The 17,700-nt window shown below is 38.8% G+C and carries 15 protein-coding genes; 9 read left to right on the top strand and 6 right to left on the bottom strand.

The annotated features are described in order from the left end of the window. Together L647_RS0117425 and drt4 are read left to right on the top strand one after the other, a co-directional pair. Positions 1–1,402 (top strand): potassium/proton antiporter (locus tag L647_RS0117425; protein WP_024612184.1); only part of this gene is annotated, 1,402 nt, incomplete at its 5' end. 371 nt (positions 1,403–1,773) lie between these two features. Further along, positions 1,774–3,348, top strand: a complete 1,575-nt coding sequence (drt4, locus tag L647_RS01000000124500; RefSeq protein ID WP_076917063.1) for an antiviral reverse transcriptase Drt4 — start codon at positions 1,774–1,776, stop codon at positions 3,346–3,348. Between the two features lie 126 nt (positions 3,349–3,474). Here drt4 and L647_RS0117435 read toward each other — a convergent pair whose 3' ends face one another. The 5 genes from L647_RS0117435 to L647_RS0117455 form a co-directional block, all read right to left on the bottom strand. Then, a complete protein-coding gene (locus L647_RS0117435) occupies positions 3,475–4,098 on the bottom strand; it encodes a hypothetical protein (RefSeq protein WP_024612186.1) in 624 nt (207 codons plus the stop codon). After that, positions 4,091–4,708 carry a sigma-70 family RNA polymerase sigma factor gene (locus L647_RS0117440; protein ID WP_024612187.1) on the bottom strand — a complete coding sequence of 206 codons (618 nt, stop codon included), beginning with the start codon at positions 4,706–4,708 and terminating at the stop codon, positions 4,091–4,093. The genes L647_RS0117435 and L647_RS0117440 overlap by 8 nt, the downstream gene beginning before the upstream one ends. A 14-nt stretch (positions 4,709–4,722) precedes the next feature. Then, positions 4,723–5,358 (bottom strand): energy transducer TonB, encoded by a 636-nt coding sequence (locus L647_RS0117445; RefSeq protein ID WP_024612188.1) that lies wholly within the window; start codon positions 5,356–5,358, stop codon positions 4,723–4,725. Between the two features lie 128 nt (positions 5,359–5,486). Beyond that, positions 5,487–7,787, bottom strand: a complete 2,301-nt coding sequence (locus L647_RS0117450; protein ID WP_024612189.1) for a TonB-dependent siderophore receptor — start codon at positions 7,785–7,787, stop codon at positions 5,487–5,489. A gap of 47 nt (positions 7,788–7,834) precedes the next feature. Continuing rightward, a complete protein-coding gene (locus L647_RS0117455) occupies positions 7,835–9,391 on the bottom strand; it encodes a PepSY-associated TM helix domain-containing protein (RefSeq protein ID WP_024612190.1) in 1,557 nt (518 codons plus the stop codon). A 724-nt stretch (positions 9,392–10,115) separates the two neighbouring features. Between L647_RS0117455 and L647_RS0117460 the strand changes: the two genes are divergently transcribed. The 3 genes from L647_RS0117460 (at position 10,116) to L647_RS0117470 (ending at position 11,714) form a co-directional block, all read left to right on the top strand. After that, positions 10,116–10,622 carry a DUF3087 domain-containing protein gene (locus L647_RS0117460; RefSeq protein WP_024612191.1) on the top strand — a complete coding sequence of 169 codons (507 nt, stop codon included), beginning with the start codon at positions 10,116–10,118 and terminating at the stop codon, positions 10,620–10,622. Positions 10,623–10,656: 34 nt separating this feature from the next. Further along, positions 10,657–11,106, top strand: coding sequence for a low molecular weight protein-tyrosine-phosphatase (locus L647_RS0117465; RefSeq protein ID WP_024612192.1), 450 nt, complete (start codon positions 10,657–10,659; stop codon positions 11,104–11,106). Positions 11,107–11,204: 98 nt separating this feature from the next. Next, on the top strand, positions 11,205–11,714 hold the full coding sequence (locus L647_RS0117470; protein WP_024612193.1) for a hypothetical protein: 510 nt from the start codon (positions 11,205–11,207) through the stop codon (positions 11,712–11,714). A 67-nt stretch (positions 11,715–11,781) separates the two neighbouring features. Here the strand turns inward: L647_RS0117470 and L647_RS0117475 are convergent, their stop codons facing one another. Continuing rightward, positions 11,782–12,879, bottom strand: coding sequence for a TonB family protein (locus tag L647_RS0117475; RefSeq protein WP_024612194.1), 1,098 nt, complete (start codon positions 12,877–12,879; stop codon positions 11,782–11,784). Between the two features lie 255 nt (positions 12,880–13,134). On the opposite strand from L647_RS0117475, the gene ribA reads away from it, so the two are divergent. From ribA to alaS, 4 genes are all read left to right on the top strand, one after another. Beyond that, positions 13,135–13,758: a GTP cyclohydrolase II gene (ribA, locus tag L647_RS0117480; protein ID WP_024612195.1), complete on the top strand. Its 624-nt coding sequence runs from the start codon at positions 13,135–13,137 to the stop codon at positions 13,756–13,758. Between the two features lie 77 nt (positions 13,759–13,835). Then, complete coding sequence (locus L647_RS0117485; protein ID WP_024612196.1) at positions 13,836–14,624, top strand: BPSS1780 family membrane protein; 789 nt, start codon at positions 13,836–13,838, stop codon at positions 14,622–14,624. After that, positions 14,624–15,076, top strand: a complete 453-nt coding sequence (locus L647_RS0117490) for a regulatory protein RecX (RefSeq protein ID WP_024612197.1) — start codon at positions 14,624–14,626, stop codon at positions 15,074–15,076. Before L647_RS0117485 ends, L647_RS0117490 begins: the two co-directional genes overlap by 1 nt. Before the next feature lie 19 nt (positions 15,077–15,095). After that, complete coding sequence (gene alaS / locus L647_RS0117495; protein ID WP_024612198.1) at positions 15,096–17,696, top strand: alanine--tRNA ligase; 2,601 nt, start codon at positions 15,096–15,098, stop codon at positions 17,694–17,696. Positions 17,697–17,700: the final 4 nt, after the last annotated feature.

A 17,700-nucleotide genomic window follows, 5' to 3' on the forward strand; every position in this document is an offset into this window, starting at 1 on the left:
CCTGCCTATATTGCAAGGTGTTTTACTGGGCGCTATTGTCGGCTCTACAGATGCCGCCGCAGTGTTTGCACTTTTACGAAGTGCGGGTATTCACTTAAATAAAAAGCTTAAATCTACTCTTGAAATTGAAAGTGCATCTAACGATCCAATGGCTATTTTTCTAACGGTTGGCTTGTTAGAAATGCTTGTTAATGACATGCCAATAGGGCTGGGTTTACTACAATTATTTGCTCAACAAATGGGTGTGGGCGCTATTTGTGGTCTTTTAATTGGTAAGGTATCTGTTTGGTTTATTAATCGAATTAAGCTAAATGCATCGGGCTTATATTTAGTGATGGTAACAGCATTTGGACTGCTTTCTTTTGGTCTTTCAGCAACGCTTGGCGGTAGTGGGTTTTTAGCTGTTTTTATAACGGGCGTAATTTTAGGTAACAGTAAGTTTGTATATAAACGCGGTATTTTTCTTTTTCATGACGGTTTAGCATGGCTTGGGCAAATAACCATGTTTGTTGTATTAGGACTTCTTATTAATCCGTCGTCGTTGGTTGATGTATGGCTAGAAGGATTGCTTATTGCACTGGCACTTATTTTTGTTGCTCGCCCATTAGCTGTAGCGCCTATTTTAAAACTATTTGGTTTTAACAATCGCGAAACCTTGTTTGTATCTTGGGTTGGTCTTAGGGGCTCAGTGCCCATTATTTTAGCTATATTTCCATTACTATTTGGCCTTTCAGGGGCTGAGCTTATTTTTAATGTTGTTTTTTTCGTGGTATTAATTTCAGCAACGTTACAGGGCTCAACAATGTCTTGGATGGCTAAAAAACTAAATTTAGTAGAGTCGCCACCTGATTTAGCTGCTGCAACACTCGAAATTACAGCGCTAAACGATATTGATATAGAGATTGTAGAATACACATTAAGTGACGTTTCCCGCGTTTCTGAGCGCAGCTTGTCACATGCGGCACTTCCTGAGAGTGTGGTTGTTGCTATGATTACACGGGGTCCGTCAATCATACCGCCACGAGGCTCAACTAAATTAAAAGCAAACGATCACTTATTTGTTGTTTTAAAACCAGATAACAGACCTTTTGTTGATTTAGTTTTTACAGCAACCGATAAAACAAACCATCAAGATAGCCACTTAGCCCACAACGAGCTTAAAGTGAAAGGGGTAACGTTGGTAGGCGATATATTTTACTCTTATCACATGCAAATAGACGCCCCAGAAGAGATAAGCTTAGAAGAAGTGATTAACCAAAAGCTTTCAGGAGAAGTCAGTAAAGGCTCTATTGTTGTTATTGGTAATGTGCAAATACGCGTTATAACAATGGTACATACGCGCATAGTTACCATTGGCTTAAAGTACTTAAATAAGCCTGAAAAGCGGCTTTTAAAGCAGTAATCATTAACAATGATTTATTTAGCGCTAAGATCACGTTTATAGCTTACGTAGGTTGGGTTGAGTGACACGAAACCCAACGTATCTCCAAAGTAATAAGCACACCCAAAGCTAAGTATGTGTAGTGTTTATTGTAGGCGTACAGCTTGCTGGCGCGTCAGGCGTTAGCCTGAAAAGTTAGGTTCAGCATAGGAACAGTATTCAATGTTTTTTTGCGCTAGCGGCAGCCTCTAAAAATTATATCTCAGGGCGCGCTGGCATATTAATAACCATGCGATTCCTCCGAACATCAATTGACTACTTTTGGGCTAAGGTTTTTCTGCTTTAGGTGGTTTCAGGTAAACTAACTATATGAAATACGCAAAGGAATGTTTATGAGCCAGATTTTTGGTGATACAGATGATAAAAGGGCTTTATATGAAGCTCTAACTAGATACAACTATTTTCCAAATCAACGAGCAAATATAGGTGAGTTACCACCGAGTCTAGATACAAGGCAATTTACACCAGAGGTGGCAGAGGCTATTTCTAAGCTTGAAGAGACTAAAGGTAGATCTGGTTACGACTTAGTTGAATATAAGGCTACAAGATATAATAACGTGCCTAGAGTATTGGGACTTGTTCATCCCAGAGCTTACTCATCACTAGCCAAGTGTATACATGATAATTGGGGTGAGCTGAAATGTGTTACCGAGAACGCAAATAGTATAATTAAGCCTGAGTTTCATCACAGTGAAAAGCGATTGGTTGTAATGAATTATGAAGATCCATTCGTAAAAATTAGCCGCTCCCATAGCTCTTCTTTTGCAAAACGATTTCGAGTTCATACTGATATAGCAAACTGTTTCAATAGTATTTATTCTCATGCTATTGCATGGGCTGCTGTTGGAATTAAAGAGGCTAAAGATCAGCAAGATAATAAACGTACTTGGTTTAACCGTTTAGATACCTACCAGCGAAAAACTAAGCGTAATGAAACTCAAGGAATACCAATAGGTTCGGCAGCCTCTAGTATTGTGAGCGAGTTAATTTTAGGTAAAATTGACGAAGCCTTAATAAGTAAAAATTATGAGTTCCATAGATACATTGATGATTATACTTGCTACTGCGTGACTAGCGAAGACGCTCAAAATTTCATTCAAGATTTATCCAACTCTCTCGCTATTTATAAGCTAACACTAAACTTAAAGAAAACATCAATAATAGAATTACCAGCAGCTTTTGAAGATGAGTGGGTGTTAGATTTAAGAAGTGCATTACCAAGCCGTTTAGGTAACGCAGGAGAAAACGAGCCAAAAATTTCTGCTGACGAAGCACTTACGTTTTTAAATAAAGCTATTGGGATAAATAAAAGTACGCCTGATGGAAGTGTATTAAAGTATGCAATATCATTAATCATTAACTACTTAGATGAAGATGCTAATGTAAGTTTATTGGAAGCTCTTTTGAACCTTGCTTGGCATTATCCAGTTTTACTTCCGCTATTCGATAAGTTATTAGGAAAAGCAGAAATAAATGCAGGAATTTTTGAACAGCAATTAAATGTAATAATAAAAGAAAATGCTGATAAGTTCAGGTCTGATGGAATGTCTTGGTCTCTTCATACAATGCTAAATAATAATGTTATTCCAATGAATAAAACAGCGGAGAAAGTAATTGCTAGTCGAGACTGCATTGCAATTACTTTGTTATTAGAAATGCATGATTTCAACGAAATGGTAATTAAATTTGCGCAAAGCATAATTAATGACGGTGACAATTACGGAAAAGATAATTATTGGTTATTACTTTACCAGCTATACCTAAAGGGTCTAATTGATAATCCGTATGATGATAAAGTGTTTGAGTGTTTGAAAAAATACAAGGTTAATTTTATACCTCGAAATACGCTTACTAAAGCTGAAAAAAATGTGATGAAATTCATAGTGAAATGGGAACTAACGCATTAAAAAAAGTATTCTCAGAAATTAAGGGGATACCGGTTAATGAAAAACCTAATGAGGACTCACCTGCTTTTTAGTTTCTAATAATCAGTTACGATCTAATTCTATTAGGTCGTAAAATTAATTTACCACCTAAGCCCCGCACTGCCTTACCCCAGCGCCCGCATGTTTAAGCGCTATAATTTGCCCTTTACCGTTATGCGCCATAGCGAGCATGTCGCCGGTGTTTATATTACTTTCAATCGCATGTTTACCCTTTAAATCACTCAACAGCGAATGCTTAATTTGCACTAGCACCTCGTCATTACAGCTGGCTATGTACCAGTCGTTATCTACCTTTACGAGCGTGCCGTATTCTATGTGGCGTTGTTGGTGGCGGTGTAAATCGTTAGCTAATTGACTATCAAGCGCATGTTTTTGCTCTGTAATAGCGCTTGCGTAGCTGCCTGCTTGATTTATTTCGTGGGTTTTTATAAATGAATAGTCGTGAATGTCTATGGTGTTAAGTACGGTGTTAAGCGCGGTTTTAGGCGCTGTATTTATTACGTTGTTATTATCAAACACAATAAAGGCAAACACACCAAGCGCGCAGGCTAGGCTCGTTAGTTGTAGCGTAAAGCCTAGCTTTTTAGGCTTTGTTTGCGTGGACTTTTTAAGTAACACTTTTTGCTGATCGCTTGTAAGTGTTGTGCGCGCTTTTCGCTCTTTGTAGTGTTGTGTAAGCTTTTGCTCAAATAGCTCATCAGGCTTATTCATTGTTTGCTCCTAATAAACGTTTAAGATTTTGCTTGGCATAACGCAGCCTTGTTTTAATGGTCTCAAGGCTGCTTTGCGTTATAAGTTCTATGTCGGCGAGCGAAAAGCCTTCTTGTTGCAAAGTAATGGCTTCGCGCTGTACAAAGCTAAGTTGTTTTAGGGCGATGTTGAATGCTTCATAACTTATGTTTGAGCTGCCTATATTTAAGTTATCTATATGCGAGTCTCCACTAGTTAAGCCACCACTATTTAAGTCGCTTTCGCTTTTGTCATTTTGTGCTGATAAGTGCGTGTTTTCGTCAAACTCTACAAAGCGCTGTTGTTTGCGGTATTCGTCAATTAGTGTGTTGCGGGCAAGTTTAAATAACCACGCTTTGGGTGTGGTTTGTGCTTGGTAAAGGTGGCGTTTTTCGATTACTTTTAGCCATGTTTGTTGGCTTACGTCGTATGCTAAATGCGTATTAGATTGCGTAACAAGGTAGTGGTATAAGTCGTTACTGTAGAGGGCAATAAGCTGCTCCAAGTAACGATTGTCGCCACTTTTTTCGTAACTTGCCATGCAGTCCTTGCTTGGCGTTTCAAATAACCATGACTTAATACTTAGTAGCATAGGCGTTTAGTCCGTTAAATAGAGTTATCTAATTTAAAATCGAGCTGTACGGTTTGACCTGTTTGTAATTGTGCCACACCTTCAATTACTTTGGGGCGATATTTCCAGCGTTTAATGGCTCTTATTGCTTCGCGGTCAAAGGTACGTTTTGGCTCGGCGTTAATGACTACAGGGTCGATTACTTCCCCCGTTGGCGAAATGCTAAAGCTTAGTTGCACCCAACCTTCAATACCATCGCGCGCGGCTGTAGTTGGGTATTTGGGGTTTATGCGCACTATGGGTGTTGCATCTCCCGTTGGGCGATTAATGGTGTTGTTAATGTCGCCATCAAAATCATCAATTGTAACCGGCGTAAAGTCGCTAATTGCTAGAACAGGATCGGGCGATGAATCGAGTGGTGGTGCTTTAGGCGGCACTTTAGGCATTGGCGGTGGCGGCTGTATTTTTTGTATATGCCTTAGCTTTGAATCCTCAGGCGCCTGAAAAATCTCTACTATAATATCGTCCACTGGTTTAGCCGGTGCGCGTTGCTCGCCACTTATTAAATATTGCATAAACGCAAAAGCTGTAAAGGTCATAGCGGCGCCGCCAATTATTGCGGTCGATGTTTTAATAAATACTGGGTTGTTAGGTACTTCAAGTGTGTGCATAAGCCGCTCCGAATTTATTGACCACTACAATTAGGGTGTTTTCAAAGCTATAACGGGTGGCAAATAAAAAAGGGGTGAAATATTTTTATAGTGCGAGAGGCTAAATAAGCCTCCCGCTTGTTATTGGTTTAAAAAGCGAATGATACCGAAGCAAATACAGATCTAGGTGTGCCTATATTAATTCTTAAGTCGCCACCACTTGCTGAATAGTACTCTTCGTCTAATAAGTTTTTAACGGCTAATTGAAATCTCACTGTGCCATCGTTTCCCAAACCTGGGGTAGCTAGCGTATACCAAACAGATAAGTCCACTAAGCCATAACTATCTAGCGTATAGCTATTGTCGTCATTACCAAATCGGTCATCAACAAAAAAGTAACCGCCACCTACACCAAAACCTTCTAAGCTACCTTTTTGAAATTCATATGAAGCCCAAAGGTTAAATGTGTTGTCGGCAACATTACGAGGTTTATTACCTGTTACTCCATCAACTTCTATTTCTGCATCGGTATAAGCATATCCAGCAATAAGGTTCATGCCTTCGGTTGGTTGCCCTGAAATTGAAAATTCAATACCTTCAGATGTTTGCCCGTCTCTTAACGTTGTTATACCGTCTTCGGTGCTTAATACATTCGTTTTTTCAATATTGTAAATTGATACGCTTGACTGTAAACGACCGCCAAAAAACTCCGCTTTAATACCTAGCTCTATTTGTTCTGAATCTTCAGGATCAAACTGTTCGCTATTACTCACTTCAGTATTGGCTGTATCAGTATTAGGCGCAAAAGACTCGGAGTAACTTGCAAATAATGATGAGTTTGACGTCATTTTATAGTTAACAGCTACTTGAGGCGAAAACTCTGAAATAGAATCTAACTTAAGATCTGTTCCTGTAGTCTCGCCATTAGTGAATGCGGTTACACCATCATTAAAGCCACTTTTAACTGAATCTAAGCGTCCACCAATTAATACACCAAGATCATCGGTTAACACAATATAATCATTAATGAAAAACCCGTAATCTTCAGAGCTAAATGTACGTCTTGCAAAGTCGTCTGTATTTAAGCCAGTTGGTAAATTTCCGTAAACAGGATTACTAACATCAAATAAAGGGATACCACTAAAACCAAATGCGGCTGGTAAACCATCAGAGTTTGCTGAGTTAACAAAATTGTCTTTGCGTTCAAAATCGCGGTAACTGCCTCCAATAGCTATTTTATGTGTGATATTTCCGGTTTGTACTTCACCTGTGACAATTGCATTTAAATATAAAACATCAACATCGGCATTTTGGTTACCGTCTGTTCTGCGAATAAGAAACACTTGATCTGTTGGATCGTCAAATACACCGGTTAAACCTTCATTTATATTTGCTGAAATATCGGCAGGGCTTTGAAACTCTATAAAGCCGTCTTCGCTAATTGGTCCATCGGCATCAAAAATGGCAACGGCAAGCGGTCTAGCTTGAAGGTCATTTGCTGAACTTACTTCGTAAGCAGTGCTAAAGCGTAGGTTCCAATTATCTCCTAGTTCTTGCTCTAACGTTGCATCAAAAAAGTTAAAGTTACTTTCAAATACTTCGTATTGCTCGCCAAAACGAGTTGATAAAGGTATATCAAGTACTTCGTTAAGCACAGCACGACCATCTGGAGTAGGTACTGTGATAGTTCCTCGGTCAAGCGGTCTTGATTCATCACGGTATTCGTACGATAAATTTAAACGTGTAGTAGGAGCAAGATCAAACGTACCAGAGATTGAAAGTGTGTCTCTATCAATATCGCTAAAGTCACGAAACGATTCGGCATCTTGTATTGAGCCCACAACACGAATAGCGGAACTATCGTTAATAGGCGTTGACCAATCGAGCAGTGCAAATTGGTCATTAAACGATCCTACACGTGCTTCACCAGCAAATCGTTTTTCAGCTAACGGTTTTTTAGTGGCTATATCTACAAGCCCACCAGGCTCAACTTGACCATAAGTTATTGACGCAGGACCTTTAACAACTTGGGTGTATTCTACATTTGATAGATTAGTTTTGAAGTTAGTAGCACGGCGAAAGCCATCTCGGTAAACGGCATTGCGTCTAAACCCGCGAATTAAAAAGTCGTCGTTAGTACCACCAAAACCATCACCTAATGATACTCCAGGGGTGTTGCGTAACGCTTCTGATAAATCGGTAATTTTTTGATCGAGTATTAACTGCTCTGGAATAATATTAACGACACGTGGCAACTCTAAAAAATCTAAAGGAAACCCAGTTAACGATGATGATTCTTTAATTACGTAACGAGATTGAGCTGTGCCTGTCACGCTGATTCTTTCTATTGAGTCTTCTTTTGTTTTACTATTTATTTCATTTTGTGCGTAGGCTAATTGACAGCTACACATAAGTGCAGTTAGTACGAATGTTTTTTGAATGGTTTTCATAAATCTTCCCAGAGATTATTGTTGAGTCGTTTTTGCAGTATTGTTAGTTAAATTAACGATTTGATTTTGTTCTCACGTAAAGCAAACTGTTTTTCCTCACCAGTTAAAAGCGTGACTTTTAAAGTAAGTATTTTATATTGCTCTGTATTTTCACTCGGTAATGGGGTGGTGAAAATGGTTGTTGATGAGAACGTTTTAGGCTTTAATTTGTATGCATTATTTAGCGTATCTACCACGCTTATAGAGTCTATTATTGAGTATCCATTTGGGTGGGTAATATTTACTTGTAGATTGTATTTACCGCTATCCACTTTTTTATATAATGTATTTTTAAAAGTGTAATTTTTATATGATTCAACACTTTGTGTTATTTTTTGAACCGGTTCTGAGTCGCCATTTTGTTTCTTAATATAAAAGAACCCAGCGATCATTACGGCTACAATAATTGGAAATGTTTTAATTTGAGCGGGCGATAAACGTGAAGTTTTTAGCCTACGGTAGGTCATTAACACACCTGTTACTGACATTCCCGTGAGAATAATGCCAAAAATAAACCATATAATTTTTGTGGTGAAATTTCCGATCGTTCCAAAATGAATCGGATCTGCTGTTTCATTTAAGTAGGCAACGGTGCCTATATTTTTGGATTTTTGAACTTTAATAATAGAGCCGTCAACGGGATCAACAAATACCCTGTTGGCTCTAGAACGAACTAATATATCGTTCGTGTAGCCAAGAACTGTTATTGCTTGTGATGCAGACCTAGGGTATTGAATTTGAGCAGGTTCCCAGTTAGGGAAAGCTAATTTTGAATTTTTTATTATTATATCGGCTGGGATTATATTCATTGCATCCCCAAACTCTTGAATTCGTTCAACACTAGGACCCGGTCGAGGGGGCTCGAAGCTATGCTTTGCAACAGCAAAACCAAATTCAATGAGATACCACATTGCCGTTATTACAATAAGAGCAATAAACCAGATTGCCCATATACCAAAAACCTTATGCAAATCGCTTAACATAACGCGAGTGCCTTTATTTTTTCGTAAGCGAAATGCTGATTTTTTTAATCTTCCAGTTGTTTTTAACCCTGTATATAAAGAAATAATAAGCACAATGGCTAAAGAACTCGTGATTGGTAAGCCAACAAAACTAGGCATAAAGAAGTAGCGGTGTAGGTCTCTAAAAAAGCGCTGAACCGTTAAAAATGGAGTTGTACCAGTGACCTCACCGGTCCATTGATTGATATGAATAAAGTAACGAGTTCCATCGGCTCGTAAAAAGGTAGCTCGGTATGCAAAATAATCACTTTCGCCTTGGCTAAATGTTGTCAGCATATCTTGTGCTGGAGCTGCTTTTTTTACGGTAGTTTCTAGCTCACCCCAAGGTACTTTAACCTCAGCAGGCGTTACTCGCATATCGTCTTGTATAAGCCAATCTATTTCGTTTGATAAAGTTGCAATAGTGCCGGTTGCTAATAATAACGTCATTAAAAAAGCAAGGTTGAAACCTAGCCAAATATGTAAATCGTAAAGTTGACGCTTCTTATTTTTTGGCTTGGTGAGGGTGTCTGTTTGAGTAACACTACTGCTAGTATCGTGCATTTTTTACCTTCAGTTAAAACAAAGTGGCTATTGGTTACTTTGGATTAGAGATATCAATAGATTACAGATGTTAATACAAATCTATATCATTATCAATTGTAAAAAATAGAATAGTTCTAATTTAAGAAGACGTTAGTGATGTGTTAATTTTACTTTTTAAAATATAAAGTGTGGAAAATGAAAATGAGTGAAATTTTATAAAAAAGTGCGGGATTTAGTTACATTAGCAAGATCACGAATATTAAAATTTAACTTTTTAAGTTGTTGTGCAACGAATGATATTTGTAAATTACGTTTGTTTAAATGAGCCGGTTTTGACAATAATAAAAGTATTGTTATTTAGCAGAACGATAAAATAAATATAAATTTTAAATATAACGTTTAGATTATATAAGGCTTATAAATGAATTTATTTTTTAATAATATCTACCTTTGCCCTCTTTTTAAGTTTGTGTAATAGCTTAGTTACCCGTAATACATCTTTTGAAAAGGAGGGGATTTTCTTAAAGTTATATAAAAAATCACATTGAGTATTATTTGATTCTTAATAGAAATATTCCGTTTTTATAAAGCTTTGAGGTTTCGATATAGCTCTATTCCCCCTCAATTTAACGTTAAGCGCATTAAAGCCAAATCAAAAAGAGGTGAAATAGTTTTATAAAAAATGCGGGGTTTAGTTACAATAGCCATTCGAAAATATTAAAACTCAAATTTTTAGGCTGTTATGCAACTCATTGAAATAAATAAAGCACGTTACCGTAAACATTTAAACCGTGTTATTGCAGGTTGTGGTGTAGGTTTGGCTGTAGGCAGCTTGGCTATATCGCAAACGTTGATTGCTTTATTTCCTGATGAAAGTGGTAGCCATTTTCATTGGAACTTAATAGGTGTTGCTATTACTAGCGTTGGACTTGCATGGTTACTTCATAAATACCGTACTCATACGTTTATGACTGAAGTTGTTTATGTGTGGGAGCTTAAAAAAGCACTTAATAAAATAACTCGTAAAATGGCTAAGTTAAAAGCCGCTGGTCGTGAAGGTAATGCCGATGCGTTATTAGCGATTCATTATAGCTACGCGGGCTCTCGGTTATTGTGGCAGCTAGACGATAACCTAATCACTATGGACGATTTAGCCATTAAACAAGCTGAGCTTGAATCTGTTGCAGCGCAGCATAACGTAACGCTTAACGTTGAAGATTACGACGCAAGTATTTTAAAACAGTTTTAAAGCTTAGGTTTTTAAATTAGTTAGAGGAGCCTTAATGAAAAAAGTACTCATAGTTTGTTTAGGTAACATTTGCCGCTCGCCTACGGCAGAGGCTGTATTAAAAGCCCGTGCTAAAAAGCTAGGCGTTAACGTTAAAGTCGATTCGGCAGGGACTATTGGTTACCACGAAGGTAAAGCGCCTGATAGTCGCTCAATGGCTGCTGGCGAAAAACGTGGTTATAGTTTTAAAGGTATTTATTCGCGCAAAGTACGCACCAGCGACTTTACTGAGTTTGATTTAATTTTAGCCGCCGATAAGCAAAACTTAACTGATTTAAAAGAGCGTTGCCCAGTGCATTTACAGTATAAATTAGCGTTGTTTTTAGAGTTTGGCGAACAAAGCGTTAGTGCAATTCCTGACCCTTATTACGGCGGAGATGACGGCTTTGAAAATGTACTCAATTTAATTGAAGCGGCGAGTGATAAAATTCTGTCAAAAATTTAATCACCAATAACGGCTAGTTTAAAATATAACTAGGCTTTTTTCGTATTGTATCAAGTTCCTAAAGTGAGTACATTTTATGCTTACTCAAAGGGAACTTAATGAAAACAAAAATATTACTACTCACTTTATCTATTGCTTCTTACTCTAGTGCTGCCAACGATGTTAGTTTTTCGATTGGGGGTGGCTACCCTTATTTGGTTATTCCTGAAGTGTCTTTATCGGCTAACGACGACACACAACGCTGGTATGCAAACTATAAACTAGGCCTTGATGATGGATTTTCTGCGGGTTTTGAACAAGCAGTTAGCGATAATAAAAAGCATGCTTTTGGCGCGCTTTTGGGCGCTATTGGCGCAAGAGATACAGACCAAGAGTGTGAAAGTTTAACAAATGATGTAGCAACTGACTTTGCTAATACGCTAGGTTGTGTAATTGGCGGTATTTTTGATGAAGAAACAACAAACGGCATAGGGCTTACTTACAGCTATAACTTTAATGGATTGAACAGCGCTGGTTTCAGATTAGAGCTAGATGTGGGCTATGGTAAAGCAAGCGACAGCAACGAAAAAAGAGCCGATGGCGGTATTAGCGTAAGTTATGAATTTTAACTACGTAGGATTTGTATTAGTTGGTATTAAAAAAGGCGCATAAAGCGCCTTTTTTAATGAGCCGCTTTTAGTGGCGGTTAATTTTAAAGTCGAGTTTTACCTGAGAAATAGCGCTAACGGGTTTGCCATTTTCAAACTTTGGCGCGTAACGCCATTGCTCAAGCGCTGCTTTGGCTGACTTTTCAAATGCGCTGCCGCCTTCAGAGCTAAGTACTTTTGGGTTTTTTACAAAGCCAGCTGCGTCTACCTCAAACTCCATAACAACGCTACCATCGGTACTAAATCTGGCTTTTTGCACTGGGTATCTAGGATTAACACGATAGAGTGGTGTTTGCTCTTGCGATTCTTTCCACGGCATCATTTTAGCTATAGCTAGGCAGTGCTTTGTTGCTTCTTCGCTTTTACCTTGTTTTTCGTAAAGTTCTATAAGCTTAGAATGTGCACTTAGTTCTGCGCTATGATCAAAATCAAAATTGTTATCAAACACACTAACAACGCGGTTTAATCGGCTAATTGCTTCGTCGTACTTTTTACGACCTTGTGCAAATGAAGCCATTAAAAAATCTGCTTTTATGCGATCCAGTGAGTTTTCGGGTAAGTTTTTTTGATAATACTCGTCGGCTTCTTCCAAGTAGCTTTTAGCTTGGCGGTACTTTTTGCTTACAAATTTTTGAGTCAGTAACGATGCAGCTTCAAATTTCATATCTGCAACAAATTTTGGCTTGTCTTGCTCAAGGGCTATTTCAATCACCTGTTTTAAATGATTATGGGCTGTTCGGGCTGATTGAGTGTTATTTGCCATGCCAAATATTGCATCAATTGTTTCTACTGATTTTTTACCATTGTTTTTAACTAAAATATCGTATGCTTGTTTGTAAAGAGCGTAGCGTTGATCGTAGTTATCACTGATTGCATCAATAGACTTTGCATAGTTAATAGCAAGGCTTGCGATGTTATCGGAGTCTTTTTCGTAATTATCTAAGCCTGTTGTATAAGCAAGTTTAGCTGCTTGTTTTACGTTTTCGTTTGCTTTTACTGCAGCTAAATAATCTTGGTATGCCTGTGAAAAAATAGCTTGAGAGTCTGTTGATTGGCTTGCAAATGTTGTAGTACTGAGAATAGATAAGCTCATACCTACAATTAAGGCGAGTTGTTTGCGTTTCATAATGATCCCTATTATTTATAATTATACTTTTAGGTACATTAGCAAATAGCATTGATTTTGTCATGAAATTGGGTAAATAAAAGTGAGTATAAAGCTGCTTTTATAGACTTATTTATTCGTTATAAGCATTGAAAATAGGGGCTGCCGTCGCCATATATTTGGCATAAATAGTGTTGTACTACGGTGTATTAATCCTATTTTGTGATATTATCACTTTATTGACGTGTCGTAGTTACTTAAATATTTGGATTTGTCGTGGCGCAAGTAAGAGCAAGAGTCCAGCTTAATGTTGGCAAAAATAGTGATATTCCTGCAGAAATAATCTCGTTTAGTGATTTAAAAGATGGCAAAGAACATGTTGCTATGGTGTTTAACAACGCCGATACAGAACAGGATGTTCCACTTATTCGTATGCATTCAGAGTGTTTAACAGGTGATGTGTTTTACTCATCGCGTTGTGATTGCGGCGAGCAGCTAAATGAATGTATTGAAATGATGCACGAGCAAGGCGGTGTTTTGTTGTATTTGCGCCAAGAAGGTCGCGGCATTGGTTTGTACAATAAAATTGACGCTTACGTATTGCAATCGCAAGGGATGAATACTTACGAGGCTAATAATCATTTAGGCTTTGCTGATGATTTGCGCGATTTTTCGGATGCGGTATTAATGCTTAATGCGCTAAATTTAAACCACGTTAAACTAATGACCAATAATCCTAAAAAGCTCAACGCACTAAGAGATGCCGGTATTACGGTTAACTCAGTTGTGGGCACTCATGCGCACATAAAAGCGGGCGTTGCGGGTAATAAAGCGTATTTAGAAACCAAAATTAAGCATGGTGCGCACATGTTAGATATTAAAAAGATTAAAAAACCTTAATATTAATACTCCAACCCTGTGATCCCACTCAGCGCCAAGTTATACTTGGCGTGTTTCGTTATAAATTAAGAGTTAGTATGTCTACACAATTACGCGTTTTTAAAGCCGATGCCGGACTAAAGTGGTTTAAAGCAGGGTGGCTTATTTTTAAAACTCAGCCAGCAACCTTTATTTTTATGCACTTGTTTATTGGCATTGTAGGACTACTGTCGTTATTTTTACCGCTGCTACAAGTGGTTGCGGCTCTTGCGACACCATTTTTAACCGCAGGGTTTTATCAGGCGGTGCTTACAAAGCAGCAAGGCGGAAAAATTATGCTTGCTGATATTCTCAAGCCGTTTACGGCAAAGGGAAATAGATTAGGGCTGTTACGCTTAGCTCTGTATCAAATGGGTGCGGGTATTTTAATGGCGTTACTCGCCAATGGCTTATTTGCCGATGCAGTGGCTATTATGACTCAACCAAATGTTGACCCTAATGTAGCCCTTGAGCAAATGGTTGAGAGTATTTCGGGTGCTAACGTAATTTTATTTTTAATGGCAATGTCGATTTACTTTACGGCGTTTGCTTATGCGGTTCCTCTTGTTTATTTTAATAAAGAGAAACGTATATTAAATGCGCTTAAAGACTCATTTATGGTGTTTTATTATAATATTTTACCACTGAGCGTTTACTGTGTTATTTGCGCAATATTTATGTCGCTTTCGATGTTCTTATCGTTCTTACCACTGTTGATTTTAATGCCGATTTGCTACATTAGCTTTTTTGTATCTTATCAAGCCATTTTTATGCCTGTTGTGCCACCAAGTGACGATAGTAATGTTAAGCCTCTTAGCAGTGAAGAAAGCGGACGTTTTGACGCTTAATGGATGATAAATTAAAGCAAAAACTAAAAAACTATGTACTTTGGTTACTAGGGCGCCAAGAATATTCGCGTCGTGAGTTAACGCTCAAATTACAGCAAAAAGAAGCCACAGAAGAGTTTATTGAAAACTTGCTTGATTGGTGTGAAAAACACAATTTTATTAATGAGCAACGTTACTGTGAAGGCTTTGTAAGAAAGCACATATTTAAATGCCACGGGCTTAAGCGAATACAAAGCGAGGCTATGGGCAAAGGGATTGACCGTTCGCTACTAGGAATAGTAGTTGAAGAGCTTGAAGTAGATTGGTTTGAGCTTGCGCAGGATGCGTACAACAAAAAATATTCGAATACACCGGCCGATCTCGATTACAAAGATAAAGCTAAGCGCGTGCGCTACTTAATGTATCGGGGTTTTAGCTACGATGAAATTAATTTTGCAATGCAAGCACAGTAAATACAGGTGAGACTTTCAAATGCAGCACATGACTACCGCACAAATTAGGCAACAGTTTTTAGACTTTTTTGCCAGTAAACAACATCAAATAGTACCTTCTAGCTCGCTTATTCCGGGTAACGATGCCACGTTGTTATTTAATAACGCCGGCATGGTGCAATTTAAAGATGTATTTTTAGGCGCAGAAAGCCGCCCTTATACACGTGCGACAAGCTCGCAGCGCTGTGTACGTGCTGGTGGTAAGCATAACGATTTAGAAAACGTAGGCTACACTGCTCGCCACCATACATTTTTTGAAATGTTGGGTAACTTCAGCTTTGGTGATTACTTTAAGCAAGACGCGATTAAGTTTGCATGGGAGTTTTTAACTGAGGTAGTAAGCCTACCTAAAGAAAAACTTTTAGTAACTATTTATCACGATGACGAAGAAGCGTTTGGTTACTGGGCTAACGAAATTGGTTTGCCAGAGGATCGTATTATTCGTATTGCGACTTCAGATAACTTTTGGTCTATGGGCGATACTGGTCCGTGTGGTCCTTGCTCTGAAATATTTTATGACCATGGCGAGCATATTTGGGGCGGACCTCCTGGTTCACCTGAAGAAGATGGTGACCGTTTTATCGAAATTTGGAACCTTGTATTTATGCAGTACAACCGTCAAAGCGACGGTACAATGGAACCATTACCTAAGCAGTCTGTTGATACGGGCATGGGTCTTGAACGTATTTCTGCTATTTTGCAGGGCGTGCATTCAAACTACGAAATCGACTTATTTCAAGGCTTAATTGCCGCTGCTGCAAGTGTTACAAATGCACAAGACATGGACGACAAGTCGCTACGCGTAGTGGCGGATCATATTCGTTCGTGTGCGTTTTTAATCTCAGACGGTGTTATGCCATCTAACGAAGGCCGCGGTTATGTATTACGCCGTATTATTCGTCGTGCTGTGCGCCACGGTAACAAGTTAGGTGCACAAGGTTCGTTTTTCTATAAATTAGTTGCTGCGCTAATTGAGCAAATGGGTCAAGCGTACCCAGAGCTTGCTAAGCAACAAGAAATTATCGAAAAAGTATTACGCATTGAAGAAGAACAGTTTGGTAAAACACTTGAACGTGGCTTAGCTATTTTAGAAGAAAGCTTAAGTGACCTTAAAGGCGATATTATACCAGGCGACTTAGTATTTAAACTTTACGATACGTACGGTTTCCCAGCTGATTTAACGGCCGATGTTGCGCGTGAGCGCCAGATGACGATTGATCATCAGGGCTTTGAAGAATGCATGGCTGTACAACGTAAAACAGCGCAGCAAGCAGGTAAATTTGGCGCTGATTACAATGACCAATTAAAATCTGATAAACACACTGACTTTAAAGGTTACGACAGCACACATTACAGCGCGACCGTTATTGAAATTTTTGCCGGTGGCGAAGCTGTACAATTATTAGAAGATGGTCAACAAGGTATTGTAGTACTAGACCGCACACCGTTTTACGCTGAATCAGGTGGTCAAACGGGTGATACTGGTACTATTACGGTTGCTGGTGGCGAATTTAATGTTACTAATACAACTAAGCTTGGTAATGCTTTTGCTCATCACGGTACTGTACAAGGTCGTATTGGTGTTAACGATAAAGTTGACGCAACTATTGATGATACGCGCCGCGATAGTATTAAGAAAAACCACACAGCTACGCATATTTTACACGAAGCATTACGCCAGTTATTGGGCGACCATGTAGGTCAAAAAGGCTCACTTGTTCAACCTGATCGTTTACGTTTTGACTTTTCGCATTTTGAAGCGGTTACAAAAGATGAATTACGTGAAATTGAGCGTGTAGTTAATGACGAAATTCGTCGTAACTTTGCACTTAATACTGAGCTTATGGCTATTGATGATGCTAAAGCGAAAGGTGCTATGGCGTTGTTTGGCGAAAAGTACGATGACGAAGTACGTGTAGTAACCATTGGCGACTACTCTATTGAGCTTTGTGGTGGTACTCACGTTGAGCGCGCAGGCGATATTGGTTTATTCAAAATTGTATCTGAAAGCGGTATTGCCGCTGGCGTTCGCCGTATTGAAGCCGTAACAGGCGCAGATGCAGTTGCTTATGTTAGCGAGCAAGAGCAACAATTACATGATGTAGCTGCTTTAGTTAAAGGCGATAGCGCATCGGTACTTGAAAAAGTAACTGCGTTACTTGAAAAGTCTAAAGGTCTTGAAAAGCAAATTGCGCAACTTAACGATAAGTTAGCAAGTGCAGCGGGTGCGTCTTTACTTGACTCAGTAGTAGAAATTAACGGCGTTAAGCTACTTGTAGCAAACGTTGAAGGTACTGAATCTAAAGCGCTTCGCGGTATGGTTGACGACCTTAAAAACAAAATTGGCTCAGGTGTTATTGCACTGGGTGTTGCCAGTGGCGACAAAGTAAGCCTAATTGCCGGTGTAACTAAAGACTTAACAGGCAAAGTAAAAGCCGGTGAGTTAGTTAACCATATGGCAGGTCAAGTAGGTGGTAAAGGTGGCGGTCGTCCAGATATGGCACAAGCTGGTGGTAGTGAGCCACAAAACCTTGTTGCTGCACTAGATAGCGTAACAGCTTGGTTAACTGAGCGTACTTAAGTTT

This window comes from Pseudoalteromonas sp. TB64, assembly GCF_000498095.1.
Classification (GTDB): Bacteria; Pseudomonadota; Gammaproteobacteria; order Enterobacterales; family Alteromonadaceae; genus Pseudoalteromonas.